At 46.9% G+C, this 26143-nt stretch carries 29 protein-coding genes and 1 riboswitch; of the genes, 17 read left to right on the forward strand and 12 right to left on the reverse strand.

Annotated elements, in window-relative coordinates:
• Positions 1–45: 45 nt before the first annotated feature.
• Positions 46–150, reverse strand: coding sequence for a YjcZ family sporulation protein (locus AB4114_RS10715; protein WP_441988440.1), 105 nt, complete (start codon positions 148–150; stop codon positions 46–48).
• Between the two features lie 153 nt (positions 151–303).
• On the reverse strand, positions 304–1095 hold the full coding sequence (locus tag AB4114_RS10720; RefSeq protein WP_441988441.1) for a stalk domain-containing protein: 792 nt from the start codon (positions 1093–1095) through the stop codon (positions 304–306).
• A gap of 4 nt (positions 1096–1099) precedes the next feature.
• Positions 1100–1252: riboswitch (cyclic di-AMP (ydaO/yuaA leader) on the reverse strand.
• Positions 1253–1407: 155 nt separating this feature from the next.
• On the opposite strand from AB4114_RS10720, the gene AB4114_RS10725 reads away from it, so the two are divergent.
• From AB4114_RS10725 to lepB, 5 genes are all read left to right on the forward strand, one after another.
• Positions 1408–2070, forward strand: coding sequence for a PspA/IM30 family protein (locus AB4114_RS10725; RefSeq protein ID WP_441988442.1), 663 nt, complete (start codon positions 1408–1410; stop codon positions 2068–2070).
• A 131-nt stretch (positions 2071–2201) separates the two neighbouring features.
• Positions 2202–2864 (forward strand): cell wall-active antibiotics response protein LiaF, encoded by a 663-nt coding sequence (gene liaF / locus AB4114_RS10730; protein ID WP_441988443.1) that lies wholly within the window; start codon positions 2202–2204, stop codon positions 2862–2864.
• Positions 2865–2979: 115 nt separating this feature from the next.
• The gene (locus tag AB4114_RS10735; RefSeq protein ID WP_171629275.1) at positions 2980–4047 is read left to right on the forward strand and encodes a sensor histidine kinase; all 1068 of its coding nucleotides are present in this window, start codon (positions 2980–2982) and stop codon (positions 4045–4047) included.
• Between the two features lie 26 nt (positions 4048–4073).
• Positions 4074–4721: a response regulator transcription factor gene (locus AB4114_RS10740; RefSeq protein ID WP_056618875.1), complete on the forward strand. Its 648-nt coding sequence runs from the start codon at positions 4074–4076 to the stop codon at positions 4719–4721.
• Between the two features lie 18 nt (positions 4722–4739).
• Positions 4740–5288, forward strand: coding sequence for a signal peptidase I (lepB, locus tag AB4114_RS10745; RefSeq protein WP_441988444.1), 549 nt, complete (start codon positions 4740–4742; stop codon positions 5286–5288).
• Positions 5289–5834: 546 nt separating this feature from the next.
• On the opposite strand, the gene AB4114_RS10750 is transcribed toward lepB, so the two are convergent.
• Positions 5835–6530: a hypothetical protein gene (locus tag AB4114_RS10750; RefSeq protein WP_441988445.1), complete on the reverse strand. Its 696-nt coding sequence runs from the start codon at positions 6528–6530 to the stop codon at positions 5835–5837.
• A gap of 129 nt (positions 6531–6659) precedes the next feature.
• On the opposite strand from AB4114_RS10750, the gene AB4114_RS10755 reads away from it, so the two are divergent.
• Positions 6660–7106 carry a GNAT family N-acetyltransferase gene (locus tag AB4114_RS10755; RefSeq protein ID WP_441988446.1) on the forward strand — a complete coding sequence of 149 codons (447 nt, stop codon included), beginning with the start codon at positions 6660–6662 and terminating at the stop codon, positions 7104–7106.
• A gap of 45 nt (positions 7107–7151) precedes the next feature.
• Here AB4114_RS10755 and AB4114_RS10760 read toward each other — a convergent pair whose 3' ends face one another.
• On the reverse strand, positions 7152–7520 hold the full coding sequence (locus AB4114_RS10760; RefSeq protein WP_441988447.1) for a hypothetical protein: 369 nt from the start codon (positions 7518–7520) through the stop codon (positions 7152–7154).
• 190 nt (positions 7521–7710) lie between these two features.
• Between AB4114_RS10760 and zwf the strand changes: the two genes are divergently transcribed.
• From zwf to AB4114_RS10780, 4 genes are all read left to right on the forward strand, one after another.
• Entirely contained in the window at positions 7711–9246 is a 1536-nt protein-coding gene (zwf, locus tag AB4114_RS10765; RefSeq protein ID WP_441988448.1) for a glucose-6-phosphate dehydrogenase, read from the forward strand.
• 171 nt (positions 9247–9417) lie between these two features.
• Positions 9418–10494, forward strand: a complete 1077-nt coding sequence (locus tag AB4114_RS10770; protein ID WP_441988449.1) for a metallophosphoesterase family protein — start codon at positions 9418–9420, stop codon at positions 10492–10494.
• 44 nt (positions 10495–10538) lie between these two features.
• The gene (locus tag AB4114_RS10775; protein ID WP_056618904.1) at positions 10539–12122 is read left to right on the forward strand and encodes a peptide chain release factor 3; all 1584 of its coding nucleotides are present in this window, start codon (positions 10539–10541) and stop codon (positions 12120–12122) included.
• 126 nt (positions 12123–12248) lie between these two features.
• Positions 12249–13049, forward strand: coding sequence for a YheC/YheD family protein (locus AB4114_RS10780; RefSeq protein WP_441988450.1), 801 nt, complete (start codon positions 12249–12251; stop codon positions 13047–13049).
• On the opposite strand, the gene AB4114_RS10785 is transcribed toward AB4114_RS10780, so the two are convergent.
• On the reverse strand, positions 13044–14408 hold the full coding sequence (locus AB4114_RS10785) for a putative bifunctional diguanylate cyclase/phosphodiesterase (RefSeq protein ID WP_441988451.1): 1365 nt from the start codon (positions 14406–14408) through the stop codon (positions 13044–13046). The two genes, AB4114_RS10780 and AB4114_RS10785, sit on opposite strands and share 6 nt — an antisense overlap.
• Positions 14409–14679: 271 nt before the next feature.
• Between AB4114_RS10785 and AB4114_RS10790 the strand changes: the two genes are divergently transcribed.
• From AB4114_RS10790 to AB4114_RS10805, 4 genes are all read left to right on the forward strand, one after another.
• Positions 14680–15705 carry a LacI family DNA-binding transcriptional regulator gene (locus tag AB4114_RS10790; protein ID WP_441988452.1) on the forward strand — a complete coding sequence of 342 codons (1026 nt, stop codon included), beginning with the start codon at positions 14680–14682 and terminating at the stop codon, positions 15703–15705.
• A gap of 246 nt (positions 15706–15951) precedes the next feature.
• Complete coding sequence (locus AB4114_RS10795; RefSeq protein WP_441988453.1) at positions 15952–17115, forward strand: Gfo/Idh/MocA family protein; 1164 nt, start codon at positions 15952–15954, stop codon at positions 17113–17115.
• 30 nt (positions 17116–17145) lie between these two features.
• A complete protein-coding gene (locus AB4114_RS10800) occupies positions 17146–17778 on the forward strand; it encodes a ThuA domain-containing protein (RefSeq protein ID WP_171629263.1) in 633 nt (210 codons plus the stop codon).
• A 20-nt stretch (positions 17779–17798) separates the two neighbouring features.
• Complete coding sequence (locus tag AB4114_RS10805) at positions 17799–18893, forward strand: Gfo/Idh/MocA family protein (protein WP_441988454.1); 1095 nt, start codon at positions 17799–17801, stop codon at positions 18891–18893.
• Between the two features lie 140 nt (positions 18894–19033).
• Here AB4114_RS10805 and sspI read toward each other — a convergent pair whose 3' ends face one another.
• Positions 19034–19237 (reverse strand): small acid-soluble spore protein SspI, encoded by a 204-nt coding sequence (gene sspI / locus AB4114_RS10810; protein ID WP_056618924.1) that lies wholly within the window; start codon positions 19235–19237, stop codon positions 19034–19036.
• A 175-nt stretch (positions 19238–19412) separates the two neighbouring features.
• On the opposite strand from sspI, the gene AB4114_RS10815 reads away from it, so the two are divergent.
• Positions 19413–20072, forward strand: coding sequence for a potassium channel family protein (locus AB4114_RS10815; RefSeq protein WP_441988455.1), 660 nt, complete (start codon positions 19413–19415; stop codon positions 20070–20072).
• An 8-nt stretch (positions 20073–20080) separates the two neighbouring features.
• On the forward strand, positions 20081–20878 hold the full coding sequence (locus tag AB4114_RS10820) for a TrmH family RNA methyltransferase (RefSeq protein WP_441988456.1): 798 nt from the start codon (positions 20081–20083) through the stop codon (positions 20876–20878).
• Positions 20879–21073: 195 nt separating this feature from the next.
• Here AB4114_RS10820 and AB4114_RS10825 read toward each other — a convergent pair whose 3' ends face one another.
• Together AB4114_RS10825 and AB4114_RS10830 are read right to left on the reverse strand one after the other, a co-directional pair.
• Complete coding sequence (locus AB4114_RS10825; RefSeq protein ID WP_441988457.1) at positions 21074–21550, reverse strand: GyrI-like domain-containing protein; 477 nt, start codon at positions 21548–21550, stop codon at positions 21074–21076.
• Positions 21551–21561: 11 nt separating this feature from the next.
• Complete coding sequence (locus tag AB4114_RS10830) at positions 21562–22041, reverse strand: hypothetical protein (protein ID WP_441988458.1); 480 nt, start codon at positions 22039–22041, stop codon at positions 21562–21564.
• Positions 22042–22266: 225 nt separating this feature from the next.
• Between AB4114_RS10830 and AB4114_RS10835 the strand changes: the two genes are divergently transcribed.
• The gene (locus tag AB4114_RS10835; RefSeq protein WP_441988459.1) at positions 22267–23235 is read left to right on the forward strand and encodes a helix-turn-helix transcriptional regulator; all 969 of its coding nucleotides are present in this window, start codon (positions 22267–22269) and stop codon (positions 23233–23235) included.
• A 110-nt stretch (positions 23236–23345) separates the two neighbouring features.
• Here AB4114_RS10835 and AB4114_RS10840 read toward each other — a convergent pair whose 3' ends face one another.
• The 4 genes from AB4114_RS10840 to AB4114_RS10855 are packed head-to-tail and all read right to left on the reverse strand — an operon-like array spanning position 23346 to position 26105.
• Entirely contained in the window at positions 23346–24113 is a 768-nt protein-coding gene (locus tag AB4114_RS10840) for an ABC transporter permease (protein ID WP_441988460.1), read from the reverse strand.
• A complete protein-coding gene (locus tag AB4114_RS10845; protein WP_441988461.1) occupies positions 24114–24875 on the reverse strand; it encodes an ABC transporter ATP-binding protein in 762 nt (253 codons plus the stop codon).
• 17 nt (positions 24876–24892) lie between these two features.
• Complete coding sequence (locus AB4114_RS10850) at positions 24893–25759, reverse strand: pentapeptide repeat-containing protein (RefSeq protein WP_441988731.1); 867 nt, start codon at positions 25757–25759, stop codon at positions 24893–24895.
• Between the two features lie 16 nt (positions 25760–25775).
• Positions 25776–26105: a PadR family transcriptional regulator gene (locus AB4114_RS10855; RefSeq protein WP_441988462.1), complete on the reverse strand. Its 330-nt coding sequence runs from the start codon at positions 26103–26105 to the stop codon at positions 25776–25778.
• Positions 26106–26143: the final 38 nt, after the last annotated feature.

The following is a 26143-nucleotide window of genomic DNA, read 5'->3' on the forward strand; positions in this document are numbered from 1 at the left end:
AGAAGCTTCAGCAGCTGGGTTTATTTTCGCAGGCGGAAGATGGTCCTAGTAGAAAGTAGCAAGAATGATGACCAACAGTACATAAAGTACAAGAACTAAACCTGCGGAACTTCCGTATCCTGGCGTTCCACAACCAACTGCAGCTGACATAGTATCCCCTCCGGTTTTGAATGTGGGTTAAACACTATATAACATATGTGGGTGGGAACCCTGTTGATTGGACATATGCCCTTATTGAGTGGAACATTCAACTACAAAAAGAGCTGCCCTTGTATGACTCTTAGGGCAGCTCTCTCCATGCATTTAATTGGGAATTTGATACACTTTAATCTTCTGGAAGCCAAAGCTTTGTAATGATTTCCTTGAGCCTGGAATAAAGATGTCCATGCGATTTCCTTTAATGGATCCGCCCGTATCTGTTGCGTAGACGTACATGCCGCCTTTAGGAAGCCCGCTAAACGAATAGCCTTCAATATAAAGCTTCGTGCCAAGTGGAATGACGGAAGGATCAACAGCAACTGTGCCAATTGCTAGTGGGTTGCCCATGTAATCAATGGCTCCATACCCGCCATTTTCAGAAGGATCTGCCGAATAAGCTGTAGATTCGAATACTTGATAATCAGGTGCATGTTGCTCTCCATCTTTACTTAAGATAGCTAGATTACTGCTTGCATCCCACTGTACAGGTACGCCTGCGGTTGTGGAAAGGAAGCGAAGAGGTACATATACACGTCCATTTTGATACTGAGAAGCTCCGTCTAAGATGACCGTTGCATCATCAACGTTAGCTTCTTTTTGCCCTGAAACCAAGGTAATCGTATGATTGTCGTTATTTAGTGTTACCTTAATCTGATTGCCATCTTTCTGCCAGTTGACCGTATATCCGAGCTTCTCCGTTACAAATCGAAGCGGGACTTGGGTGGTGTGGTTGCCATCCAGAAATGGCTGTGCATCAGGAAAATGGATCAGTTCATCATTGACTTGCACTTTCACGGCCATTTCAGCTGCTTGAGCTGTAAATGGGGAAAGAAAGCCTCCAGCCAATACTGCTAGTGAGGCAGCTAGGCTAGTTAACCCTTTGGTAAGCTTATTCAATTGGTAATCCTCCTTCTTGAGCCTTCGAGGTTAGTTGACGGGTTCGGGAAGAAGGTTCTCCCTAGTCTGCTCCAAGCTGAAGCAAATATTCACCCCAAGTATTTCGTCCCCCGTACCAGTGCCTGCATATATGCACTAGACTCGGCTTCAAATATTTTAGCATCACTGGCATGCTTGGGCAACGACCAAAATATGGTTATGCCCATTTATACTAGACTTAGGTCTAGGTTCAAAAACAGTCGATAGTCGGTTTTAGAACCTCAGAAATTGAGCTACCATAAGAGTATGATGATGGATGAGGGGCGATTGTACATGAATAATAATAAGAATCGGGAAATGGATCCTACTAATATATTTGACCGTATTGGCAAAATGGCTGAAACCGTCTGGCACGAGACGATCGGCAAAACGAATCCAGCCACTTCTGACGACGGTAGCCAGATCGCACAGCTTGAGGAACGCTATGAGGAAGCGCTGCAAGCAACGATTGCCTTGCGCAGTAACATCGCGCGAGCGGAAGAGATGGCGAAGCTGCGCGGTGAGCAGGCCGAGCTTGCGATGCGCGCTGGCGAAGAAGATCTAGCGCGGCTTGCCCTGCAAGAGAAGCTGAACGAGGAAGCCGCGAGCGAGCACTACCGCGCGCAGTACGCGAGCAGCCAGGACTTGTGCCTGGCGCTCGCAGAGGAACTGCGCGGGCTGCGTGCGGGACACGCAGCCGAGGATGAGCAGCCGCGCGGCGGGCTGCACGGCAAAGAGGCTCGCGACACATGGCGCGAGCTGGAGGTCACCGGCCGCGAGCTCGGCCGGGAGGCGTTGCAGGGGCTACGCGTAGCGGGCCGCCTGTCGAAGGAGACGCTGAAGGAAGCCGGTGGCAACCTTCAACACGAACTGCGCGCGCTGCGCAGCAAGCTGCAGCATGAGTGGCAGCAGGAGCAGCGTTCTCGCGGTGAGCGAGACCCGCACGACAGCAAATAGTCATGGACGGTGACCTCCACGAAAGCAAAGCCTTGATCTATAAGGATTTGCATCTTGGAGGTCGTCCATTCTTATGGTATGCTAGGAATCGTATGAACGAAAGAGAAATGGCAGCCAGAGGAGGTGCATCGATGGGAGAGGAAACGAAAAATAACCGCAGCCGGAATACAGCGCTTTTGCTGATTGGAGCCGGTATTTTTTTGCTTCTGGAACATACCATAGGCTTTTTTCCCGTTATGGCCGTAATCCTTATTTTGCTGGGCATTCATCGTGTTCGTTCACGCAAAGAGCGCAAGGGCTATGTGCTGATGGGGATTGGTGCCGTCATATTATTCGGTGATCATCTTACCATTGTCATTTCGGTTGTGTTGATTTCATTAGGTTTATTTTTCATTCGATCCAAGCAGATTCATAAAGATGATACGTATACCCAAAAGCAGAAGATTGTTGATAGCCTTCGCCTAGGCCGAGAACCATGGATTCAACGGAATTCCTCGACGTGGTACTTGGTGGGAGAAACGTATATGGATCTTTCCATGGCAATTCTCGAGCAAAAAGAAACGACAGTTATCCTACAAGGTGTTGTAGGAGATATTGATATAAAGGTGCCTGACGATATCGGCGTTTCCGTCACAGCTTCCGTCATGCTGGGTCAGCTTCAAATCGCGGAAGAAAAAGAGTCAGGTGTGATGAACAAAGTCGTTTGGCAATCGCAGAATTATGGGCATTGTGACCATCGGGTGAAACTCATACTTTCTTTCATCGTAGGAGATATAAAGGTCAAAGTATTGTAACTTTCTTTAAATAGTAGAAAATATAGTCTCATATATACATGGGCTATATTTTAGATAAACGAGACCGTTTTTAGAGGACGGTGTAGTCGTTTATTTCAAGGGGGTACTTCACCAAGTGGACGGCTACAAACGACGATTAACGAACATGATCTGGCGCAGCATGGGGGAAGCCATCCTATTTAGCTTCGCCGTTTTCGGAGCTATGCTGTATTTTCTGAATTCAAGTCATTTGATTGAGCCCTTTACCAGTTGGCAGCAGGGAGTCAAGTTCTCGTTCATGGCTTTGTTGATTCTGGGTGTAATTGGGGCGGTATTCGGTTACTGGAACAGTTCTAAGGTGACACGCAGACTTGAGCCCATGATGGAGACGATGATTTTATTAGAAAAAGGGACATTTGCCCGAGAAGGCTTTCAAAACGGGGATGACGATGAGATTGGACGCTTAGGCGAACAACTCAGCCGTATTATGAAGCGATGGGAAGAGCAAGTGACCTCCCTTCAACGGCTGTCGAATAGCAATGCTGAGCTTACCGAGAAAGCCAAGCTTTCCGCGGTTATTGAAGAGCGTCAGCGCTTGGCGCGTGAGCTGCATGATGCGGTAAGTCAGCAATTGTTTGCTATATCCATGACAGCTACGGCTGTTGGACGGACACTGGATAAAGATTTTGAGAAAGCGAAGCGGCAGATTCATCTGATTGAAGAGATGGCTTCCGTCGCTCAATCCGAAATGAGAGCCTTGTTGCTGCATCTGAGACCGATCCATCTCGAAGGAAAACGACTGTCGGAGGGACTCGTTGAGCTCTTGAAGGAGCTAGCGGCCAAGGTTCCAATGGCGATCAGCTGGGATATGGATGAGGAAATCCGCTTGAACAAAGGGATCGAGGATCATTTATTCCGAATTGTGCAAGAGGCGCTTTCGAATGCCCTGCGTCACTCTAAGGCGAATAAGCTGGAAGTGAAGCTGCTGCATCGTTCTGACGGTATCCGGTTAGTGATCCGCGATGACGGTGTTGGTTTTGAGCTGGATGCGAAGAAGCTGACTTCTTATGGCATCGTGTCCATGAAGGAACGCGTGAACGAAATCGGCGGTTCAGTGGATATTATTACAGCACCAGACCGAGGAACACGTATTGAAATTCGAGTACCAATCTTAGCAACCGATCCTCAATTGATCGAAAATTAACATCGTACATAGAGAGGAAGAAGCGAATGGACGACACCTTAATCAAAGTATTACTAGTCGATGATCATGAAATGGTCAGAATTGGACTTGCAGCTGTTCTAGGGACGGAAGATGGGATTGAGGTCGTTGGCGAAGCGAGCAATGGCCACGATGGCATTCGTTTAGCTCAGGAATATCGTCCGGATGTGGTGCTGATGGACCTAGTTATGGAAGGTATGGACGGCATCGAAACGACAAGGAAATTATTGCAACTCTATCCAGATTGTAAAGTCATTGTATTGACTAGCTTCTTAGATGATGAGAAAATGTATCCAGTTATTGAAGCGGGTGCCTTCAGTTATTTGTTGAAAACCTCGCGTGCCTCCGAAATCGCGCAAGCGATTAGAGCCGCGGCCAAAGGACAATCGATTCTGGAGTCGCAGGTGGCTTCGAAAATCATGAATCGCTTCCGTCAACCAAAGCCCGTTGCGGAGCCGCATGAGGAGCTGACGGACCGCGAGATGGAAGTGCTTCGCTTGATCGCGAAGGGCAAATCGAATCAAGAGTTAGCTGATGATTTATTCATCGGCGTGAAGACAGTGAAATTCCACGTCACCAACGTTCTATCCAAGCTAGGCGTAGAAGATCGCACGCAAGCGGCGATTTATGCCTTTAAGCACGGACTGGCGGAATAAGGCAAGGGAGCGATAAATTTGAATGTAGTCAAACAGATTTGGAGCTGGTTTGGTTCCATTGTAATTTCCTTTGTATTAGTCGTCTTTCTAGGTGTTTTTGTGTTTCAATCTACGAGAGTTAGCGGCCATTCGATGGATCCGACATTGCATGATAGTCAGCGCGTGTATGTTTCGAAGCTTTCGCATACGTTTCACTACGAGCCTAATTATGAAGACATTGTCATTATCGACTCTAGGGTTGAAATGAAGCGGACTTTTAAAAATGATTTGTTGGACAGCCCATTGCTCAGCTTATTTGTTCGAGGCGATGATAAACACGTATGGATTAAGCGTGTGATCGGTAAGCCAGGGGATCAGCTTGAGCTGAAGGATAATCAGATGTATCGCAATGGTGAACTGCTGAATGAGTCTTACATCAATGAGGAAATGAGAGCAAACGGGAACAAAAAGTGGACCGTTCCAGCTGAGCATATTTTCGTGATGGGGGATAATCGGAACAACAGCATGGATAGTCGTGTCATTGGCTACATTCCGATTGATCATGTGCTAGGTAAAAAGCTATTTTAAATGGAAAAGGCTGTATCACYCGTTCCGTAGATGATTCTACTTGGGGATACAGCTTTTTTGTTGTAGTTTGCCAGAAGGCAGGTGAATAGGGAGGCTTGCTTGGTTGCTTTAGATGTAAAATATACAGTTAAATTTGCCGGAAATAGCTTGAATCTGCTAATAAATGTAAAATGTACAGCTAATTCTCGACTTTTGTGCTCAATGGGGTAGAAATGGTGGAAATAGCTGGAGTTATTCCAGTTAAATGCGAATAAGGGCTCAAAACTGTGAAAATAGCTACATGTTTTCCAGTTAATATAGAATGGCGTAGCTCCCCGATGGGGGGTGGTTGTTGGTGGCAGCGTAGCTCCCCGATGGGGAAATAGTTGTTGGTGGCAGCACAGCCCCCGAGGTGGGGATGGTTGTTGGTGGCAGCGCAGCTCCCCGAGGTGGAGAGCCGTTTGTGGGGTGTGGCGCTGCTCCTCTAGGTGGAGGGCCGTTTGTTGGATTCAGCGTGGCTGCTCCTATGGTAGCAGGGCTGCTAACCCGCCTCGGAGTACTCCCCGCTCACATCTTCGCATCCAGCAATATACCGCGCAACGGAACCGGTAAATACGCCTCAAGCTGCGATTGATACTGGCCATATGGCTTAAGCGGTGATGTGGAAAGCTGAAACAACGAGACGGAAGGCAGCTGCTGCAGACGATCAATTCGGCTTACTAACGAGCTTGCGAAGTTGGTGAGATCAAGCAAGCTTTTGCGATGAATGCCACTAGGTTGATTAAGTTGCTTCTCTAACACTTCAGGTTGTAGCATCAACTTGCCATTATCACTCTTGGTGATGCCAAGATCGTGCAATGTGTTAGGCTTTGCGGCTTCTTCCAGACCTTGAAGAAGGGCATGGCTCACGTAGTCAGGTGAATCCCCTAGCTGATCTTGCAACTCATTATATGTATGAATAAACGTTTGAAGGTTCTGGGTGAGATCGGCTTGTGACGCTTTAGTCGTGGTGAACGTAGTCGTGTTGACGAGTGTCTGAGCGGATTGTTTGACGGTTTGCGTAGATTGAACTAAGCCAGCCACGTCTTTGGCAGCGTTCTGTGCGAACTGCTTGTAGGCGAGTTGCTCATAAGGTAAATCCAACATTCGTCGTATTGTATTCGATTTACCACCGGTAACCGCACTAACAGCACCAACACGGTAATAATCTTTATGAGTTTGATACCTGTTCACCGCCATGACGGAGGGGTAAGCATTGATCATTACGATCACCTCATTTCTATACGATAAGTATATCACCCCAGTAGACTGGGGTAAATTGGTACTTGTGGGGTCAATTACGTCTTTACCAACATAAGATAGCATTATTGTTTCTTGTGGAGGCGGTGCCATGTGATACGCAAACGTTTGGCTACCATTGACGACCCTGCTATATATCGATTAGTTGTTGAACAATTAGTTCCTTTTTCCAGAATGTATGATTCAGGTAATTCTGTGACATACTCGGAGATCCGTAGGCGACTGAACGCCAATAAAACGTTCGTCATCGCCAAAGGGTACAAACGGCCTTACGGTTTCATTTCGATCATACGTAAATCGAGTAAGCTCTTCATAGATATGCTGGCTGTTGATCCGCGTGAGCAGGGCAAAGGCATTGGACATACACTTATGAAAGCTGCGGAAGACTACGGGCTTAGTGAACGTTGCCATACGGTGGAGCTATTTGTTGATGACAGCAACCCGAAGGCGATCCGATTTTATAGTAAAAGAGGTTATGAGATTGATTCTTATGTACCTGACCTTAGCTGTTACCGTATGAATAAAAAGTTGAAACGTTGAGGAAAGGGCTGTAGATGAGATACACATCCACAGCCTTGATTTCCGTTATTCACTAAACATGGCGGCAATATAGTCCATTTGAATATCTACGGGTCCAGTGGGTCTAGCCGTTGGGGCTTGGAGCGGTCCTCCAAAACGGATCAGACCGAAGGAAGATAACGGATCTTCTGTTGATGGCTGAGTTGGTGAAACAGGTTGAGCTTGCTTCTTTTTCCCCTTTTTCGTAAGCATTGGCTTGGTATTTTTGGAAGAGGACTTCGTGTTCGCTTGTCGATCGTCATTAAGGATGAGTTTGTTTTTCTCCACGCGACTGACGATTCCATATATCTCAGAGCCATTTGTTAAGAAGACAAGAACGGGCTTTCCGACAAGGTTTTTGCAGCTTTTTTCGGTGATTGGGTGAAAGGGTTGCATGACTTAGGGCACCTCCGTATTCGTATGTACTGTTAGCCTATGCCACGCAGAATGTAACGGTATAGACGGATGTCTAGTTTCTTATAAGAAAATGTTATGGGTTAAAGTGGGTATATAAGTTGAATAGCTTGACAATTTTAGGTATGCTAAGCATATTAACTAATTCTAATAGAGAAAGAATGATGCATAGATGAGTGGAGCTGTGTTTTATATTTTCGGAGCAACGGGTGATTTAGCCAAAAGAAAACTGTTTCCAGCCTTTTATAGCCTTTATCGCGAAGGTAAGCTGGGAGAAAACTTTGCTGTAGTTGGTCTAGCTCGCAGACCGCGGACGAACGAGCAATTCCGTGAAGATGTGAAAAATTCGATTCAAGATTTCGCTCGTTACAAAAATACGGATGCTGCAGAATGGGAAAAGTTCGCCCAAAGATTCGAGTATATGTCTCTCGACATTAACAATGTTGCAGGTTTCCATGAACTGAATACACTGACAGCGAAATTGGATGAGAAGTATCAAACGGGCGGTAACCGTCTGTTCTATTTGGCGCTTGCACCTGAGTTGTTTGGCAATGTTTCGTACAATTTAAGTGAAGGAGGCTTGCTCCAAACGGAAGGCTGGCATCGCTTAGTTATTGAAAAACCATTCGGTTACGATTTGCCATCTGCGGAGCGTTTGAATGGACAGCTTCGTCAAGTATTCGAAGAGAAAGATATTTACCGTATCGATCATTACCTGGGTAAAGAAATGGTCCAAAACATCGAGTTCGTTCGTTTCGCGAATGCTTTCTTCGAGCCGCTTTGGAATAATAAATACATAGCGAACATTCAGATCACGTTGAGTGAGACTGTGGGTGTAGAAGAGCGTGGTGGCTACTATGACCACTCAGGGGCGCTTCGCGATATGGGTCAAAATCACATGCTGCAAATGCTGATGATGATGGCGATGGAACCGCCTAGCCGTCTACATCCGGAGGATATCCGAGATGAGAAGGTGAAGGTACTCCGTTCACTTCGTCTGTTCGAAGACGGTGAGGATGTACGTGCGAACGTGATTCGCGGTCAATATGCCAGCGGTTCTGCCAAAGGCAAAGCACTTCCTGCATACCGTGAAGAGGATTCTGTGAATCCGCAATCGACGACAGAGACTTATTTTGCAGCGCGTGTTCACGTGGATAATTTCCGCTGGGCGGGTGTGCCATTCTATATTCGTACCGGAAAACGATTACCGGTCAAAACGACAGAGGTCGTTGTCGAATTCAAGAACATTCCAAACAATGTCTATTTGGCCAAAAAGCATGAGCTTGAGCCGAATCTGCTCGTATTCCGAGTGAATCCGATGGAAGGCATCTATTTGAAAATGAACGCGAAGCAGCCTGGTTCAGAGGGTGTGATCGTACCGGTTGCGATGGACTTCTGCCAAAGCTGTCAAATCGGCATCAATACGCCAGAGGCTTACGAGCGCTTGCTGTATGATGCAACTCGCGGGGATTCCACTTACTTTACGCGTTGGGATGAAGTTGCGCTTGCATGGTCTTATGTGGATCGCATTGCTGCTGCGTGGAACGAGCAGACCGAAGATCTCAAGCACTATCCTGCTGGATCTTGGGGCCCTGAAGAAGCAGCGAAGCTGTTGAGTGATGATGGGTTCAAGTGGTGGCCGATTAACGGCCAGAATGAAGGGGAAGTCGATTGGGAAGCTATTCAGAAAACAACCGTATTGGCTTAGAATAAGGAGTTTATCCAACAGGCGAATTTCGCCTGTTGGTTTTTTGCATGTGGGTACAAGCGCAGCAAGAAATCACTTGATGATGTCGAGTCTGGACGACGTATAGGACACAATTTGTGGTATACTAGTGAATATGGCCATTTTTTCATTTTATACACTTGAGGTGCATCGATGTCACGAAGAGCGTTTGTGCGATGGCTGCTTGCCATTGGGGCTGTTTTAGTAGGATTAAGTGCTTGGTTTAGTCTGTTGGTTAAGAAAAAATTCATTCCCGAAGAACAGGCTGTGGCCGCACCCGTAGCAAGCTCCGAGCCTCCTCAACAAGCTACGCCAGCGCCTTCGGAGGAACCTCTGCCTCTTGGCCCATTGATGTCCTTTTTTATCTTAAGTGATCTTCATGTTACATCGGGTGATTCGCTTCCTAATAAAAAGCTAAGGCTTGCGTTAGATGATGTCACGCAATTCGATGGTCCTGTCGATGCGATTATGCTAACCGGTGATTTGACGGATACAGGAACTGATGTTGACTATAAGGCATTGCGTGCCATATTGAATAATTATAAGCTTCCGCCTATGCATGGGAATATGGGGAATCATGATTATTATACGATTTGGATTAATAAAGCGAATAGTTGGGATCAGGATAATGTACCGAATGGCAAAAGTGATGCGGTAAGTAGAGACAATTTCAAGAAGTTCATGGGCTATACGTCCATTTATAATGATTTTACGACGAACGGACACTCTATCTTATTGCTGTCACAAGAAGCTTACGTGCAAGAGAAGCCTGAAGTGGGTGAAGGTGCATGGTACTCCGATGAACAACTCGCTTGGTTCAAAGGAAGACTGGGCAATTTATATAAACCAGGAAGACCTCTATTCGTGATGACGCATCAACCATTGCCACCTGTTGGTACCGATGGGGCTACTCACCAGCTCATTCGGGCTATTCAGTTCCGCGAAACGTTGAAGCCATACAAGAATGTATTCGTCTTCTGTGGACATCGCCATCAAGATTTTCAGAATGGAACACCGCACTATATTCAGGAAACGTTCCATTATTTCCATAATGCCTCTGTAGGGAGAACGCTGAATCGGGCATATCAGCAAACTGCACAGGATAAAGCACAAGGGATTTATGTGCAAGTATTTGCAGATAAAGTGGTTGTGCGCGGCAGGGAATTCAGCAATCGCACGTTCATTGAAGAAGCGAACTGGACCGTTCCCTTGGAGAAAGCACACGCTTGATTTTGAATAGTCTATATGTAAAGAAGAAGGGAATAAACGAACACATGAAAACGCAACTCACTAAACTTCTCGAAACGGAAGTCGCTAAACGACGGACGTTCGCGATTATTTCTCACCCGGATGCGGGGAAAACAACTTTAACTGAGAAACTGCTTTTGTTCGGGGGCGCAATTCGCTTAGCCGGAACAGTTAAAGGTCGTAAAGCTAGTAAACATGCTACGTCAGATTGGATGGAAATTGAGAAACAACGGGGGATCTCTGTAACGTCAAGCGTTATGCAGTTCGACTATGAAGGTCACCGCGTCAATATTCTAGATACTCCAGGTCACCAAGACTTCAGTGAGGACACCTACCGTACGTTGACAGCCGCGGATAGCGCGGTGATGTTGATCGACGTTGCCAAAGGGGTCGAGACCCAGACGAAGAAGCTTTTCCAAGTATGCCGTATGCGTGGGATTCCCATTTTCACATTCATTAATAAATTGGACCGTGAAGGCCGTGATCCGTTCGAGTTATTAGAAGAGCTTGAAGAAGTACTCGGTATTCGTTCTTATCCGATGAACTGGCCAATTGGGTCAGGGAAGCAGTTCTGTGGGGTTTACGACCGCGGGAAATCACAGCTAGAGCTATACCAAGGCGACGATCACAAGGATATTGAAGTCCGCAAGGTAGATGGCGTAGAAGATCCGTTAGTGAAACAAATCGCAGGTGAGTTCCTACACAAGCAATTGTGCGGAGATATCGAGCTGTTGGATGTTGCTGGTGATCCTTTTGATATGGAAAAAGTGATGAAGGGTGAACTTACGCCTGTTTTCTTCGGGAGTGCGGTGAATAACTTCGGTGTTCAGACGTTCCTTGAGAACTTCCTACAATTAGCACCACAGCCAGAGCCGCGTACTAGCACGGCTGGTGTAATCGAACCAACGAGAGAGAAATTCTCTGGTTATGTGTTCAAAATTCAAGCGAACATGAACCCAGCACACCGCGACCGCGTAGCTTTCTTGCGTATCGTCTCTGGAAAGTTCGAACGGGGAATGTCCGTGAAGCATGTAAGGCTCGGCAAGGATATTAAGCTGGCACAGCCGCAGCAGTTCCTAGCCCAAGATCGTGATATCGTGGAAGAGGCTTTCCCAGGGGATATCATTGGTCTATTCGATCCAGGTATTTTCCGAATTGGCGATTCCTTAAGCGAAGGAGAAGAGGTTATTTTCGATGAGCTTCCTACCTTCTCACCAGAGTTATTCAGCAAGGTGTCGATCAAAAATGCTTTGAAGCAAAAGCAGTTCCTGAAAGGGATCGATCAGTTGACGGAAGAAGGGATGATCCAAGTCTTCACGACGATTGGCTTCGAAGATATGATTCTTGGCGTCGTAGGCCAACTTCAATTCGAAGTACTGGAGCATCGGATGAAATCGGAATATGGTGTGGATATTCTTTTGCAACGACAGAATTATCAATTCGCCCGTTGGATTATCGATGATAAAATTGATCCAGCTAAATTCCGCATTAACTCCCAATTGGTCAAAGACAAGAAAGGGAATTTCGTAGGCTTGTTCGAAAGTGAATATGCGCTGCGCTCTTCCATCGATAAAAATCCAACCGCACAGTTCTTAACAAGTGCTCCTTAATAGCTAGACATGATAAAGAGGCTCTCCTGATGGATTTCAGGGGCAGCCTCTTCTTGTATTTTTGTCGCCAATGCTCTGTTGCCTTCATACACTAGGATGGGGTGAATTCGAAGCTGGAGGCCTGGTATGAAGAGAATTAGGAAGAAGAGTACAAAGAAACCGATAAGTTTGAATAGGGCAAGATACGTAAGCAGCAAAATTGGCAAAACGAAGGCCGTCGAGTCTGTCGAATCACTTCGCAAGTATGTGCCAAGCACCAAGTGCATGACGGCTGTAACCTTACAAGAAATGCTCGAACAATATAAAATGGTCTACGTGAAACCTAATATAGGCATGTTCGGGAACGGTGTGATTCGTATCGAGCTGGCAGGGGAAGAAGCAGAAAAATCCTATTCCTACCAATCTGGTGTCACCATCAAAAGGTTCAAAACCTTCGCTGACATGTACGTCTCGCTGCTCAATGTGACAAGAAAACGGCCTTATTTAGTACAGAAAGGGATTCATCTGTTGACTTACAAGGGAAACCGCTTTGATCTTCGCGTTATGGTGCAGCAATCACCTACTCGCAAATGGGAGACAACAGGGGTTATCGGCCGCGTGGCACATCCCGCAAAGATTGTGACGAACTTTCATAATGGAGGTACGTTGAAATCGGTGGATACCTTGTTAAAGGCGTATTTGCCTCCTACGGAGAGGAATGGGTATGTGAAACGGCTGCAAGTGATGGGGATTCAAGTGGCTAAGGCGATTCATACAAGGTATAGAGGGGTAAAAGAGATAGGCGTTGATGTAGCCTTAGATAAAGATTTGCAGCCATGGATTCTTGAAGTGAATACAAGTCCAGATCCTTATATTTTTCGGAGATTAAAGGATAAACGCATTTATGCCAAAATCAGAAAATACGCCAAATCATACGGCCGGTTATGAAATCATAACCGGTCTGTTGTCATTCATATGAAAGGTTTGTTCAATCTCATAAGCAGAAATCGGAGGGCTAAGCAAGAAACCTTGAATGGTTGTACAGGTTGTTTCTTTAAGAATATCAAGTTGCCCTACATCCTCAACCCCTTCGGCGACAACTTGGATATTAAGGGCATGACCGAGGTGAATGATGGCGTTCGTAATCGCCCAATCATTGGAATTACGTTGAATGTTTTTGACGAAGGAACGGTCGATTTTGAGGCAATGTATAGGAAACTCCTTCAAATAATTGAGGGACGAATAGCCAATCCCAAAATCATCGATGGAAATGGAAATTCCTTTGGAACAAAGCTTATCAAGGACGGCGATGGTTTTCTCCATATTTTGCATAATTGAGCTTTCGGTAATTTCGAACTCCAAATAAGAGGGGGGAATGCCGGTTTGTTGTATGATGTGAATGGCTTTATCCGCAAAGTCCTCATCTTGAAACTGGCAAGGCGAAATGTTGACCGCAACTTGATAATCAAGCTTATTTTCAGCGAGCCATCGTGCTTTCTGTAGACAAGCCTCCCGCAATACCCATTCACCAAGTGGCAAAATGAGGCCTGATTCCTCAGCAAGGGGGATGAAATCGGCAGGCGCAATCATGCCATGCAGGGGATGATTCCAACGCACCAGGGCTTCCAGACAACTAATTTGACCAGTCGAGAGTTCGAGTCGAGGTTGATAGTATAACAATAGCTGATTCTCTGTGATTGCTTTGCGCAGGTCATTTTCCATTTGAATCTGGCTAGCAAAACGTTGTTGTGTTGGTAAGGGGTGAAAAGTAATGAGTTTATTCTTGCCTGTTTGTTTGGCAATGAGGAGTGCTTGCTCCGCTTGGTGGAAAGCTTGTGGTACATTCTCAGGTGTTATTGTAAGGTCACTCAGACCGAAGCTTGCACGAAGGAAACAGTCCTGATCCTGGTAAGTAAAAGGGGGCTCAAATACCTGCATAACACGATGTAGCGCAGATTGAAGTTGTTCTTGTTTGTGTGCTCGAAGAAGAAGTGTATATTCATCATCGCCAGACCGAACAACAAGATCAATGTGATCCAGTCCTTTCAATCTGCGGTTTATTTCATGCAGTAGATGATCTCCGCATGCGTATCCTAAGGAGAAATTTACTTGGCGAAAACGATCAATATCAAAAATAAGACATGCACGGATCTGAGCGGTTGAGGTGTCAACGTGTTTCCGAACAGCATGTTCTAACTGGGCAAGGAGCTGCCCACGAGAGTGAAGTCGAGTGATCTGTGATCGGCTTGTGAGAGCTTCGATCGTTGATGACGCAGTGAACCGAAGATGGCGCCAGATTGCTTTCATTTGCTATCACTCATTCCATCTCATAGTTGTCCCAATATCCTTTATCATAAAGGTCTAAGAGGAGATAAACAATATTAAGAGTTTGCTTTTATGACAAAAAATGGACTTTATTTCCGTGTTTCTTAATGAAAAATTGATGTAAATGTCGAATTGTGACGATAATGAGTTGAAGAGTAAAATTCTGAATTTATATTGACAGAAGTAGCCCCTGAATGAGAAAATGTACGCGTGTACATTTTGCGTGAAATTAGGCGGAAAGGAGCCAATCAACATGGTGACGAGAAAAGAGGTTGCTGACTTAGCCAAAGTATCTGAGGCGACTGTATCTCGTGTATTCAATGGACTTGGTCCGATGAAGCCTGCAACCAAAGAAAGAGTTCTCGCAGCAGCGAAGGTACTTGGGTATCATCCGAATGCAATTGCGCAAAGCTTTGCTCGAAGAAGAAGCGGTAATTTGGGGGTCGTCCTTCCCTATATGCCGAAGGTGCATCTGTTTTCTGCGTATTATTTCGCAGAGATTCTTAGTGGGATTGGGGAGCAGGTGAGGGAGCAAGGCTATGACATGTTATTGTCCCTCTTAACACCAGATGATGATTTGGATTACGGCCGGTTATACCGCTCGCAAAAGGTAGATGCCTGTGTCATTCTCGGGGCGAGAGATACCGAATCACAGCGAAGTTCTTTGCTGCAATTGCAGGAACAGGGACTACCTTTCTGCTTGGTCAATCAACGATTCGAGGGTCTATCCTTCCTGGAAGTTGATGCGGATCATGTGGAGGGGAGCTATCGAGCGGTTCGTCATTTACTGGATGAAGGCTATCGGAAGATTGCCTTTCTCAATGGTTCTCCTCAATATACGAATTCCTTGGATAGACGTCTTGGGTATCAAAAGGCGATGTTAGAAGCTGGCTTAACGATGGATCCTTCTCTGCAATTTGAGGGGAACTACAGCCGGACTAGCGGATATGAGATTGCCGCAAAGGTGTGGGAGAACCGTGATCAAATAGAGGCTGTATTTGCGGCTAATGATCGAATGGCCATAGGACTCATGCAAGGACTTCGCGAACGGGGATGGATAGCTGGGCGAGATTATGCGGTCATCGGGTGCGATGACTCGGATGCTGCGAAGCTAAGTGATCCACCTCTCAGCTCTATTAAAGTGCCTTTTTTTGAAATGGGCAAACAGGCAGCCCGTGCCGTTCTAGCAAGTGTTGGGCAGGGAAACAGCGAGGCTGGGCTGCAAGTTAAGCTGCCGACGGAAGTGAAGATTAGGCAGTCGTCGAAGAATGAGCGTTGAGAGTTGAAAGTAGAAAGTAGAAAGTGATAAGTGCAAAGTGCTGGATGGATGCAGTGTGTGAAGTGAGAGTAGCTAGGGTGTTTGTAAAAATAACTGGATTTCCTGTAGGTAATTTCTTTGAATATGGAAGAAATAGCTGTATGTTTTCCAGTTATTGTATGGGTGATGGGTTGGGTGGTTAGTCGGCTTGGGGTAAGTGGTAGGTGAGAGGCTCGATTCGAACACACTTGGGGAGGCGTGTATGGGATGAAAAAAACGTTCAATATCGGTATGATTGGCTATAAATTTATGGGAAAAGCACATAGTCATGCCTATAAAGATTTACCTATGTTCTTTCCACAGACGGCGATTCCGAAGATGAAGCTCATCTGTGGTCGCGACGAGAACGGTGTTCGCCAAGCAGCCGAGCAATTCGGCTGGGACKGGTATGTAACGGATTGGCGCGAGCTGGTTACGCATCCGGATATCGACGTCGTCGATATCAATGCGCCGAGTGATGCGCACAAGGAAATTGCTTTGGCGGCGGCGAAGGCCGGCAAACATCTGTTCTGCGAAAAGCCGCTGGCGCTGACCCTTGCGGATGCAAGGGAGATGCTGGAGGCGGCTGAAGAAGCTGGCGTGAAGCACATGGTGGGCTTCAACTATCGTTTTGCACCAGCGGTACAGCTGGCGAAGAAGCTCGTGGAGAGTGGCCGCCTCGGCCAAATCTACCACTTCCGTGCTTGGTTCTTGCAGGATTGGATCGTCGATCCGACGTTCCCGTTGGTATGGCGTTTGCAGAAGGAGATTGCAGGTTCAGGATCGCATGGCGATCTGGGCGCGCATCTCATCGATCTGGCGCATTTCCTCGTTGGCGAGATGACCGAAGTGATCGGGATGAGTGAAACATTCGTGAAGGAGCGTCCGCTTCCGACATCGATGACGGGGCTTAGTGCCAAAGGCAGCAAAGATGCCCCGCATGGTCCTGTTACAGTTGATGACGCGACATTATTCATGGCTCGCTTCGCGAATGGTGCATTGGGCAGCTTCGAGGCAACGAGATTTGCTCCCGGGCACCGGTGTACGAACTCTTTTGAAATTAACGGCAGCAAAGGTAGTGTGAAATTCGATTTCGAGCGATTGAATGAGTTGCAGGTGTATTTTACAAGTGATGATGAGGATGTTCAGGGCTTTAGACGCGTGCTAGCAACGGATGCCTCACATGCTTATATGGATGCTTGGTGGCCAGCAGGACATACGATTGGGTATGAGCATACGTTTGTACATGAAGTTGTGGAGCTGATGACAGCGCTTTCCGAGGATCGGCAACCGGTTCCGAATTTTGTGGATGGCGTCAAGTGTCAAGAGGTACTGGAAGCCGTGGATCAATCGATCGCACAGCGCCGTTGGGTTCGTATAAGTGAAGTATAACAGGGTCATGGAGAGAGGAGCCGAAATGGCATGAGTCAGAAACAAGCATTGATTGTATGGGGTGGCTGGGATGGTCATCAACCCGAGGAGGTTGCGGGGATTTTTGCAGGTCTGCTGCGTGAAGAGGGCTATGGGGTAGAGGTTTCGGCTACGCTGGACAGCTTCCGGGATGAGGAACGATTGGCAAGTATTGATCTGATCGTTCCTGTGTGGACCATGGGGCAAATTGAGAAAGAACAGCTAACTCCTCTGATTAACGCGGTCCAAGTAGGCGGAACAGGGATTGCAGGCTGTCATGGCGGTATGGCGGATTCTTTCCGAAATGAAGTGAACTATCAGTATATGGTTGGCGGCCAATGGGTCGCACATCCGGGAAATGATGGTGTTACCTATACGGTTCGTATGAAAGACAGCGAGCAGCCACTGACCGCGGGCATTGGTGATTTCGTCGTCGTTTCGGAAAAGTATTATATGCATGTCGATCCTGCGATTAAGGTGCATGCGGTGACTGATTTTGATGATGTGGAGATGCCGGTTATTTGGACCAAAACGTACGGTGCAGGCAAAGTCTATTATAATTCACTGGGCCATCAGGCTAACATTGTTCGTATGCCAGAGACGTTAGAATTAATGCGACGCGGATTGCTTTGGGCAACACGCTAACTATAGGGGGACATAAAGCGATGAGTAAGATGAAGGTTGGTATCATTGGATGTGGAAATATAAGCGCGGCTTATATGAAAAATATTCCTAACTATGCACACTTGGAATTGGTCGCTTGTGCAGATATTGATGTGAGCAAAGCTGAAGCGCGTGCTGAGGAGTTCAGGATTCCGCATGCGTACACGGTAGAGCAATTACTGGGTGATCCACAGGTGGACATCGTGATTAATTTGACGATCCCGGCTGTACATGCGGCAGTCTGTATTCAAATTCTGGAAGCAGGTAAACATGCGTATGTCGAAAAGCCTCTTGCCGTAACACGGGAAGAAGGGATGAAGATCTTGGAGGTAGCTAAGCGCAAAGGACTTCTGATTGGCAGCGCGCCAGATACGTTCCTGGGCGGCGGTATCCAAACTTGCGTGAAACTGATTCAGGATGGATGGATTGGTACACCGATTGCGGCTACGGCTTTCATGATGGGGAAGGGGCATGAGCATTGGCACCCAGATCCAGAGTTTTACTATGCCAAGGGCGGTGGCCCGATGTTCGACATGGGTCCCTATTACTTAACAGCACTAGTGGCATTGCTCGGGCCAATTCGTCGTGTAACAGGTTCAACGGCTGTGAGTTTCCCAGAGCGGACGATTTCGAGTGAGAAGAAGCGCGGGCAGAAAATTCAAGTAGATACGCCAACACACGTGGCTGGGGTATTAGATTTCCACAATGGTGCTATTGCAACGCTTGTGACAAGTTTTGATATCATGGCGGGTACGCAATTGCCTAATATTGAAATCTATGGTAGTCATGGTTCGTTGCGAGTCCCCGATCCGAATACGTTCGGTGGCCAGGTGCTTATTCGCAAAGGCGGTTCAGAGTATGAGCCCATCCCACTTTCGCATGGCTACAAGGATAATAATCGCGGATTGGGCGTTGCAGCAATGGCGCAAGCGTTGCTAACAGGCGATAGCTCAGCACATCGTGCGAACGGCGAGCTTGCTTATCACGTGCTGGAAGCGATGCACGGTTTCCATGATGCGTCTGACTCCGGTCAGCATTATGTAATGAAAAGCAGCTGCGAGAAGCCTGCAGCGATGAATCCGTTAACGGTATTATAGTAATATTACGTGGCGATATCCTCCTCGTTGGTCAGTGACTGATGAGGGGGATTTTATTTTGGTGGAGCTAAGGGATGCCGAAACATCCCTCAGCAAGTTTTAATTATTTTAACAATACGATGGTCCATATAGGGAGGAATTTACTCAAGATGCGCCTTAAGTGTTTCGACGAGTGTATCTTGCGTACTTGCTTCTGAATGCTGCCATATAATTTCAAAAAGAACACCTAACCCAGGTAAAACCTTCTCTTCTCCACCAATCGAGTCTTCAATAACTTCTTTGAGTTCTTCTGGTGTTTTGTTATTAACCCGCTGGTGTATGGCTTGTCTAAGGGTAATATTCATTCAAGGACCTCGCTTCCATTTCATTCTCGCTATTACTATGTGCAGTTTCAGACGGCTTCATCCTTCCCACTCKTCGCCAATGCAGGCAGTGGCTCCATTGTTGTGAAGTGGCTCAGGGGGCTGAGTATGGTATAATAAATGGGATATATTCTTGGAATATGGAGGAACGTGAGCGGTGAGAAAACAATTTGCGGTTATTGGGATGGGAAGATTTGGTTCAGCTGTTGCTAAGACGTTATCACAACTAGGATTCGAGGTTCTTGCCATTGATCAGGACGAAGAAACAGTTCAAGACGTTTCCGCTTATGTGACTCATGCGGTTCAAGCTGATTCTACGGATGAGGAAGCTATGCGGGCGCTCGGAATTCGCAATTTTGACGTTGTGGTTGTGGCTATAGGGGAAGATATTCAAGCAAGTATTCTAACGACATTAATTCTCAAAGAAATGGGCGTAGCTACGACGATCGTCAAAGCTGTGAATGATCTCCATGGCAAGGTTCTCAAAAAAATTGGCGCAGATAAAATCGTCTATCCAGAACGGGATATGGGGCAACGTGTAGCCCATCATATGATTTCATCGAACATTATCGATTATATAGAGCTCTCCGCCGATTACAGTATTGTTGAAATGAGAGCATCGAAAGAGATGATTGGCAAAAGTCTGCGTGAGCTCGATGTGCGTGCCAAATATGGCTGCAACGTGATTGCGATTAAACATAACGAGCAGATGACCATTCCGCCGAGTGCGGAGGCACCGCTTAAACAAGAAGATATTTTGGTCATTGTGGGTAAAAATTCGAGTCTTCAGAACCTTGAAGTCTCTTTTGCGGAGTAGGTATATTCATGACAAATGCATATGTAGAAATCATGTCTGTTCAAAATACGAGAGTCAAGGACTGGGCTCAGCTTTTAGAGCGGCGCGGCAGAGACAAGCAAGGCAAATATATCATTGAGGGTTACCATTTGATTGAGGAAGCTTTGAAGGCTGGGGCTGAGGTGGAAACTATTCTTTTTCAAGTGGAAAAGGGGAGTCCACAAGAGCTCGCCGCCCTTGCTGGTGATCGCGCCGTCGAATGGATCGGCGTGAGCGCCGGGGTGTTGGCCAAGTGCTCGGACGCACAGACGCCGCAGGGTGTAGTGGCCATCGTGACGCGTCCACAGGTTGGCATGGACGAGCTGCTTGCTGGCGAGCACGATCTGGTCGTGGTCCTGGACGGCGTTCAGGACCCGGGCAACCTCGGCACGATCATCCGCAGCGCGGATGCCGTCGGGGCCAAAGCGGTCGTGCTCGGCCGCGGCACGGTCGATCTGTTCAATCCCAAGACGATCCGCTCGACGATGGGATCGATGTATCATCTGCCGATCGTGGAGGCAGATTTGGGTGAGTTGTTGCCGCGCGCGCGTGAGCGCGGCGTGCGGCTCGTGACGACGAGCCTGCAGGCGCAGGGCTCGTGTTACGACACGGACCTGCGGCAGTCGACGTGGCTGATTTTCGGCAACGAGGCCAAGGGCGTGTCGCCGGAAGTTGCTGCGCAGTCGGACGTGAAGGTCATTATTCCGATGCAGGGCAAGGCGGAATCGCTGAACGTCGCGATGGCGGCGACGGTTTTGCTGTTTGAGGCTGCTAGGCAGCGGATGTAAGTCCACTCAAGCAGATAGTATAGTAGGTTGGTGATTTCTTGAGTTGAAATAACGGAGAAACGTTTGTTCAATATAACGCAACAGGCAGCCAACTGAATAATGGCTGCCTGTTTTACTAAAGAATCCTCTCGCTATTACGTACGAGCGAGAGGCAGTTGTTGATTTCGAATCGGTAGATTGGTCTTCTGAATTCCCTTATTTTTTAACCACAGGCACCCAAAATTCACCGTAGAAAGTGCCGTCGCCGTTATCTTGGCGATAAGTCGCATTTGGACCACCGATGTAAGCATAATCAGTGATTTGTGCCAAGACTTCACCAAAAGCTCGGTAAGTCAGCTGATCAAACAAAGTTTCCTTGTCGCCATTTCCTGCGACCACGATGTACTCGCTCTCTGGAAACTCAATGAAGCGTGTTGCGTCAGCCACTGATTTGCTAGCTTCTACCGCGAAATAATTCCACGGTTTTCCTTGATAAACCTCATTGACTGACCATTCGCGATCATCTTTTGCAGCGTCTTTGAGCTTATTAAAACGCCCGTCAGCCTTGAGTCTGTCCCAAAACTCGTTTTTTTCTTTTTGCAAAGCAGGCATATCTTGAAAATTCGACTGGATTGAAAAACCATAAGCGGTCAATGTGAATGATTTTTTGTTTTCAAGTGTATAATCTGCCATATGAGTGCTCCTTAGTTTTCGACTTTATTTGCGCGAAGCCACATTTCGCCGTAGAATTCGCCTGTTTCATTTGCTTTAACGAACGTTGAGTTACCAGGACCAACGTATTTGTATTCTGTGATTTCTTGGATCAGGCCGCCGAAAACTTTGCCTGTGATTTCGTCAGCAAGACGGTCTTTGTCAGCGCCTGTCCCAGGCACGACGATGTACTCGCCAGCGAGGAAATCGAGGACAACCGCGCCTTCCACGTTGAACTCACCCATTACGCCGAAGCCGCGCCAAGGCTTGTGGTCGAGGTTGTAGTTAATTTGATATTCTTGTCCGTCAGCGAGTGCGAGAAGTTCAGCAAACTTGCCGTTTTCAGTGATTTCAGCTTTTTTCGCTGCAGTTTTTGCTGCATTACCTGCCCAGTCGTTGTAGTCATCAAATGAAACACCGAAAGCAGTCATCTTGTAATTTTCTGAGATTGTTTTGATAGAGTAATTAGACATTTTGTTCTCTCCTTTGTKGGATTTATTCTTTACCACAATAGAAAGTATAAGTTTTCGGATCCCGAAAACATCTTTCTATTTGGCGATAAAACCTTCCTCTAAACGCGGTCGCTCATCCTTGAATGGCCTCGATAAAGGTTTTCTCACAAAATTGATTCTATTTCTCAAATGTATCAAAACATGATACTGATTATCGAAATGCTACATTTTTGATATAATAAAATCATGAAGAAAACAGAACGAGTGAACCTAATCATGCGTTACATCAATAACCGCGCGCATTTTACGATTGCCGAGATTCAGCGAGAGTTCAAGATTTCCCGCGCGACGGCGATCCGCGATATAAACGAGATTCAGGCGATGGGTTTTCCACTGACGTCCGAGCTGGGGCGCGGAGGCGGATACAATGTCCTGCAAAATCAATATCTGCCCGCCGCTCGCTTCACACCAGAAGAGTTGAAGGCGATTTTTATTAGCTTTATTGCCTCGAAAAATTCGCAGTTGCCTTATCTGCAAAATCGCCGCTCAATCACTGAAAAACTTATCGGCATCGCATCGCAAACCCAGCAAGACGAGCTGATCGAGCTGAATAATATCTTGCTTTTCGAAAATACAAATCCCGCCAATCCGAATCTTTTGGAGCTCGATGATGCTGCGCCTGCGGAGTTGAACCAGCTGATTTCGCTTGCTGTGCGGGATAAGCATTTACGCGTGACTTATGAGCTGAGTTTTGGTTGGCCGCAGTTACTGGACGTTTTTTTGCTACATATATTTAACTCGAATGCTCAGTGGCTTGTCGAGGTTTATAATTTTGATACGGATGAGTTTCGTTATTTGCCTGTGGAGATGCTGCGGAATTCGGCAATTTCTGAGCAGGAGATGAAGTTGTCTGAAGAAGAGATTTTGAACAAAAAACTGCTTCGTGCACGTGAAGCCAATCTTGTTGTGAAACTTGATACGATTGGGATTCAGCGCTTTAAGCGTATGCACCCTCCTGGAATAATTTTGTCCTTAACTGGGATGTTTCAGTCGAGTGGGATTTTCAATGTTCAGTTGGATGTGAACGATGTTGTGGCACTGGCGTATTATGCGGATTGGCTTTTGTTTTTGGGGAAAGGGGTCGAGTTTGAGCGAATTCCTGATGAACTGCGTGTAATTTTGGAAGAGCGTTTAGTCACTTTAAGATTCCCTTGAGTCTATAAGTCCAACCGTTTATATTGGCGATTGTCCAGTGTGAAAAAATGAGAGAAAGCAAAAAAAGCACCAATGAGGTGCTTAGAGCTGAGCTGATACAGGTACATTATTTACACCCGATTTTTATACACCCTCATCGCGAAGAAAAAGGCTACTACCAAAATCCCAACGCACCATGCAAGAGCGACCCATATCTCATTGCCCACTGGCTGCTCTGCCAGTAGCGCACGGATGGCGTTAACGATCGAGGTCACCGGCTGGTTTTCGGCAAAGGCACGAACGACCGTCGGCATTGACTCGGTCGGCACAAACGCCGAACTGATAAACGGCAGGAAGATGAGTGGATAGGAAAATGCGCTTGCACCTTCAATCGTTTTTGCGGACAGTCCTGCAATCGCCGCGACCCAAGTTAAGGCCAAAGTAAACAACGCTAGTATGCCTACTACGGCAAGCCATGGCAGTATGCCTGCGGACGAACGAAAACCCATAATCAACGCTACAAGAATGATGACGATTAGTGATATGGCATTAGACACCAGAGAGGTCAGCACATGTCCCCAAAGCAAGGCGGAACGTGAAATCGGCATCGTGTGAAACCGCTCGAATATGCCTCGCTGCTTATCCATAAACAGGCGGTAAGATGTATAGGCTATCCCGCTTGCGATCGCCATCAGCAGTATGCCTGGCAACAGGTAATTCACATAATTATCCGTTCCGGTTTGAATGGCGCCGCCTAACACATAGACGAACAGTAGCATCATGGCAATTGGCGTGATGCAGACTGTGATGATGGTGTCCATACTGCGGAAAATATGGCGCATGGAACGTCCAAGCATAACGCTAATGTCGGTGAAGAAGTGGTTTTTTGCCGTTTCCATTTACTTCGCCTCCTTTTTGCCGACGATAGAGAGGAATATGTCCTCTAATGATGGCTGTTTTTCAATATACTCCACCTTTGCAGATGGAAAGAGCTTTTTAAGATCCGAGAGCGTGCCGCTTGCGATAATCTTACCTTCATGCAGAATAGCAATTCGGTCAGCAAGCTGTTCAGCCTCCTCCAAATATTGCGTGGTTAAGAGAACCGTCGTGCCGCCGCCCGCAAGTTCCTTAACGATCTTCCAAACCTCGATGCGCGCCTCGGGGTCAAGCCCAGTTGTCGGCTCGTCGAGGAAAATAATCTGAGGATTACCCACAAGGCTCAAGGCGATGTCGAGCCTGCGGCGCATACCACCGGAATACGTAGACGCCCTGCGGTCGGCGGCGTCAGTCAAGTCGAAGCGTTTAAGCAAGTTGTCCGCAACCTGACCCGGATCCTTGAGGTATCGCAGCTTCGCAATCATGATCAGATTTTCCCGACCGGTCAAAATTTCGTCCACCGCGGCAAATTGCCCCGTCAGAGAGATCGCCTGCCGCACATGATCGGGTTTTGACGCAACATCGAATCCGTTTACGGTGGCAGTTCCACTATCTTGTTTAAGCAGCGTTGTAAGGATTTTGACAACCGTTGTCTTACCTGCACCGTTGGAGCCGAGAAGGGCGAAAATACTGCCCTTTTCCACCTCGAAATCAACGCCCTTTAGGACTTGATGCTGCTTATAGGACTTTTGCAATCCAACGACTTGAATGGAATTGTTTGGCATAAAGTTTCCCCTCCTCATTATCGAACAGTAACTTTTGACAAATCGGCTCCCATGCCTTTAAGCGAAGCATAAGTCAGTTTATCCATGACTGCGCCGTCAAAGCAGATGGTTTTGAAGGCACGGTAATACTTATTGGTTAGCGAAAAGAATGCTTGGAAAGATACATTTTTGAAAATAGCGCCTTTAAATGAAACTTCGTTTACGGCCGATTTATCAAACTTAACGCCGATAAAGGTTTGCCCGTCAAAACGCACCCCGCTTAAGTCGGATAATTCAAAGTTCACGCCGTCAAAGATACAATTTTCAAAAATTGTTTTTCTAAGGTCGATCTTGCTTAGTGTGACGTCGGTCAATTTGGCACCTGTAAATTTGGCTCCATCCAGCCCCGAAACGCTGAAGTTGGTACGTACAAGGGTTGATTCTTTGAAGCTTACATTCGAAAGGTCAGTTGCCGTTAGGACGCAGTCCGTCAAATTTGCACCGTCAAAATTGGCGTCACGTAGATCACTGGTCTTAAACGAACTTCCAGTTAAGTCAGCACCTGCAAAGTCGGCGCCGCGTAAAGCACTAGCATTAAATTGACCTTTATGAGCCTTAACGCCTGCAAAGTCGCTCATTGCCAGATTGCTTGCGCTAAAGTTGGTCACGACTTGCCGTTCCAGCGAGCGGGAGAGGTTGGCGACTTCCAGAATCGTTTGTTCGATGTCGCCGATGCTCTCAATGGTCATATGAAACGCTGTTTCATCGTCTTTACCCTCAGCTTTGAGTTCACGATATCGCTCCTGCAAATCGGAGTGCAGGTCTGTCTTTAATTCGGTGACGCTTTTTACCCCATCGTATGGCGTGAAAATACCGTTCAAATAGTTCGTCAATTTCTGATTCATCATAGCAATCTCTCCCTTATAATAAATTTTCTAGTACGCGCTTCGAATACTCCCAATTGTTCTTGTTGCGAACGTAAGCATTTTTGCCCTTTTCGGTAATCCTGAAATACTTGCGTCTTCCTCCCTGTGACTCATCGCCCCAATACCACTCGATATCGCCGTCTGTCTCAAGCCGCTTAACGCTGGAGTACATCGTGGCTTCTTTTAATTCATATTCGCCGCCCGAGCGTTCAGCAATTAATTTGACAATTTCGTAACCGTAACGGTCAGCTTCGGATAAGAGCCGTAGTATCATCGTATCGGTATGTCCGCGGAGCAGGTCGGATGTAATTTTGTTTTCGCTCATATCATCACCTCACATTTATTATAATACGGCATAGTACT

Source organism: Paenibacillus sp. 2RAB27, from assembly GCF_052115445.1.
Lineage (GTDB): Bacteria > Bacillota > Bacilli > Paenibacillales > NBRC-103111 > Paenibacillus_E.

What these genes read in the sequence shown, in the direction of transcription:
- AB4114_RS10715 (WP_441988440.1), bottom strand. Translation starts at nt 150, where the DNA reads ATGTCAGCTGCAGTTGGTTGTGGAACGCCAGGATACGGAAGTTCCGCA.
- AB4114_RS10725 (WP_441988442.1), top strand. Translation starts at nt 1,408, where the DNA reads ATGAATAATAATAAGAATCGGGAAATGGATCCTACTAATATATTTGAC.
- liaF (WP_441988443.1), top strand. Translation starts at nt 2,202, where the DNA reads ATGGGAGAGGAAACGAAAAATAACCGCAGCCGGAATACAGCGCTTTTG.
- AB4114_RS10740 (WP_056618875.1), top strand. Translation starts at nt 4,074, where the DNA reads ATGGACGACACCTTAATCAAAGTATTACTAGTCGATGATCATGAAATG.
- AB4114_RS10750 (WP_441988445.1), bottom strand. Translation starts at nt 6,530, where the DNA reads ATGATCAATGCTTACCCCTCCGTCATGGCGGTGAACAGGTATCAAACT.
- AB4114_RS10760 (WP_441988447.1), bottom strand. Translation starts at nt 7,520, where the DNA reads ATGCAACCCTTTCACCCAATCACCGAAAAAAGCTGCAAAAACCTTGTC.
- zwf (WP_441988448.1), top strand. Translation starts at nt 7,711, where the DNA reads ATGAGTGGAGCTGTGTTTTATATTTTCGGAGCAACGGGTGATTTAGCC.
- AB4114_RS10770 (WP_441988449.1), top strand. Translation starts at nt 9,418, where the DNA reads ATGTCACGAAGAGCGTTTGTGCGATGGCTGCTTGCCATTGGGGCTGTT.
- AB4114_RS10775 (WP_056618904.1), top strand. Translation starts at nt 10,539, where the DNA reads ATGAAAACGCAACTCACTAAACTTCTCGAAACGGAAGTCGCTAAACGA.
- AB4114_RS10780 (WP_441988450.1), top strand. Translation starts at nt 12,249, where the DNA reads ATGAAGAGAATTAGGAAGAAGAGTACAAAGAAACCGATAAGTTTGAAT.
- AB4114_RS10785 (WP_441988451.1), bottom strand. Translation starts at nt 14,408, where the DNA reads ATGAAAGCAATCTGGCGCCATCTTCGGTTCACTGCGTCATCAACGATC.
- AB4114_RS10790 (WP_441988452.1), top strand. Translation starts at nt 14,680, where the DNA reads ATGGTGACGAGAAAAGAGGTTGCTGACTTAGCCAAAGTATCTGAGGCG.
- AB4114_RS10800 (WP_171629263.1), top strand. Translation starts at nt 17,146, where the DNA reads ATGAGTCAGAAACAAGCATTGATTGTATGGGGTGGCTGGGATGGTCAT.
- AB4114_RS10805 (WP_441988454.1), top strand. Translation starts at nt 17,799, where the DNA reads ATGAGTAAGATGAAGGTTGGTATCATTGGATGTGGAAATATAAGCGCG.
- sspI (WP_056618924.1), bottom strand. Translation starts at nt 19,237, where the DNA reads ATGAATATTACCCTTAGACAAGCCATACACCAGCGGGTTAATAACAAA.
- AB4114_RS10820 (WP_441988456.1), top strand. Translation starts at nt 20,081, where the DNA reads ATGACAAATGCATATGTAGAAATCATGTCTGTTCAAAATACGAGAGTC.
- AB4114_RS10825 (WP_441988457.1), bottom strand. Translation starts at nt 21,550, where the DNA reads ATGGCAGATTATACACTTGAAAACAAAAAATCATTCACATTGACCGCT.
- AB4114_RS10830 (WP_441988458.1), bottom strand. Translation starts at nt 22,041, where the DNA reads ATGTCTAATTACTCTATCAAAACAATCTCAGAAAATTACAAGATGACT.
- AB4114_RS10835 (WP_441988459.1), top strand. Translation starts at nt 22,267, where the DNA reads ATGAAGAAAACAGAACGAGTGAACCTAATCATGCGTTACATCAATAAC.
- AB4114_RS10840 (WP_441988460.1), bottom strand. Translation starts at nt 24,113, where the DNA reads ATGGAAACGGCAAAAAACCACTTCTTCACCGACATTAGCGTTATGCTT.
- AB4114_RS10845 (WP_441988461.1), bottom strand. Translation starts at nt 24,875, where the DNA reads ATGCCAAACAATTCCATTCAAGTCGTTGGATTGCAAAAGTCCTATAAG.
- AB4114_RS10850 (WP_441988731.1), bottom strand. Translation starts at nt 25,759, where the DNA reads ATGAATCAGAAATTGACGAACTATTTGAACGGTATTTTCACGCCATAC.
- AB4114_RS10855 (WP_441988462.1), bottom strand. Translation starts at nt 26,105, where the DNA reads ATGAGCGAAAACAAAATTACATCCGACCTGCTCCGCGGACATACCGAT.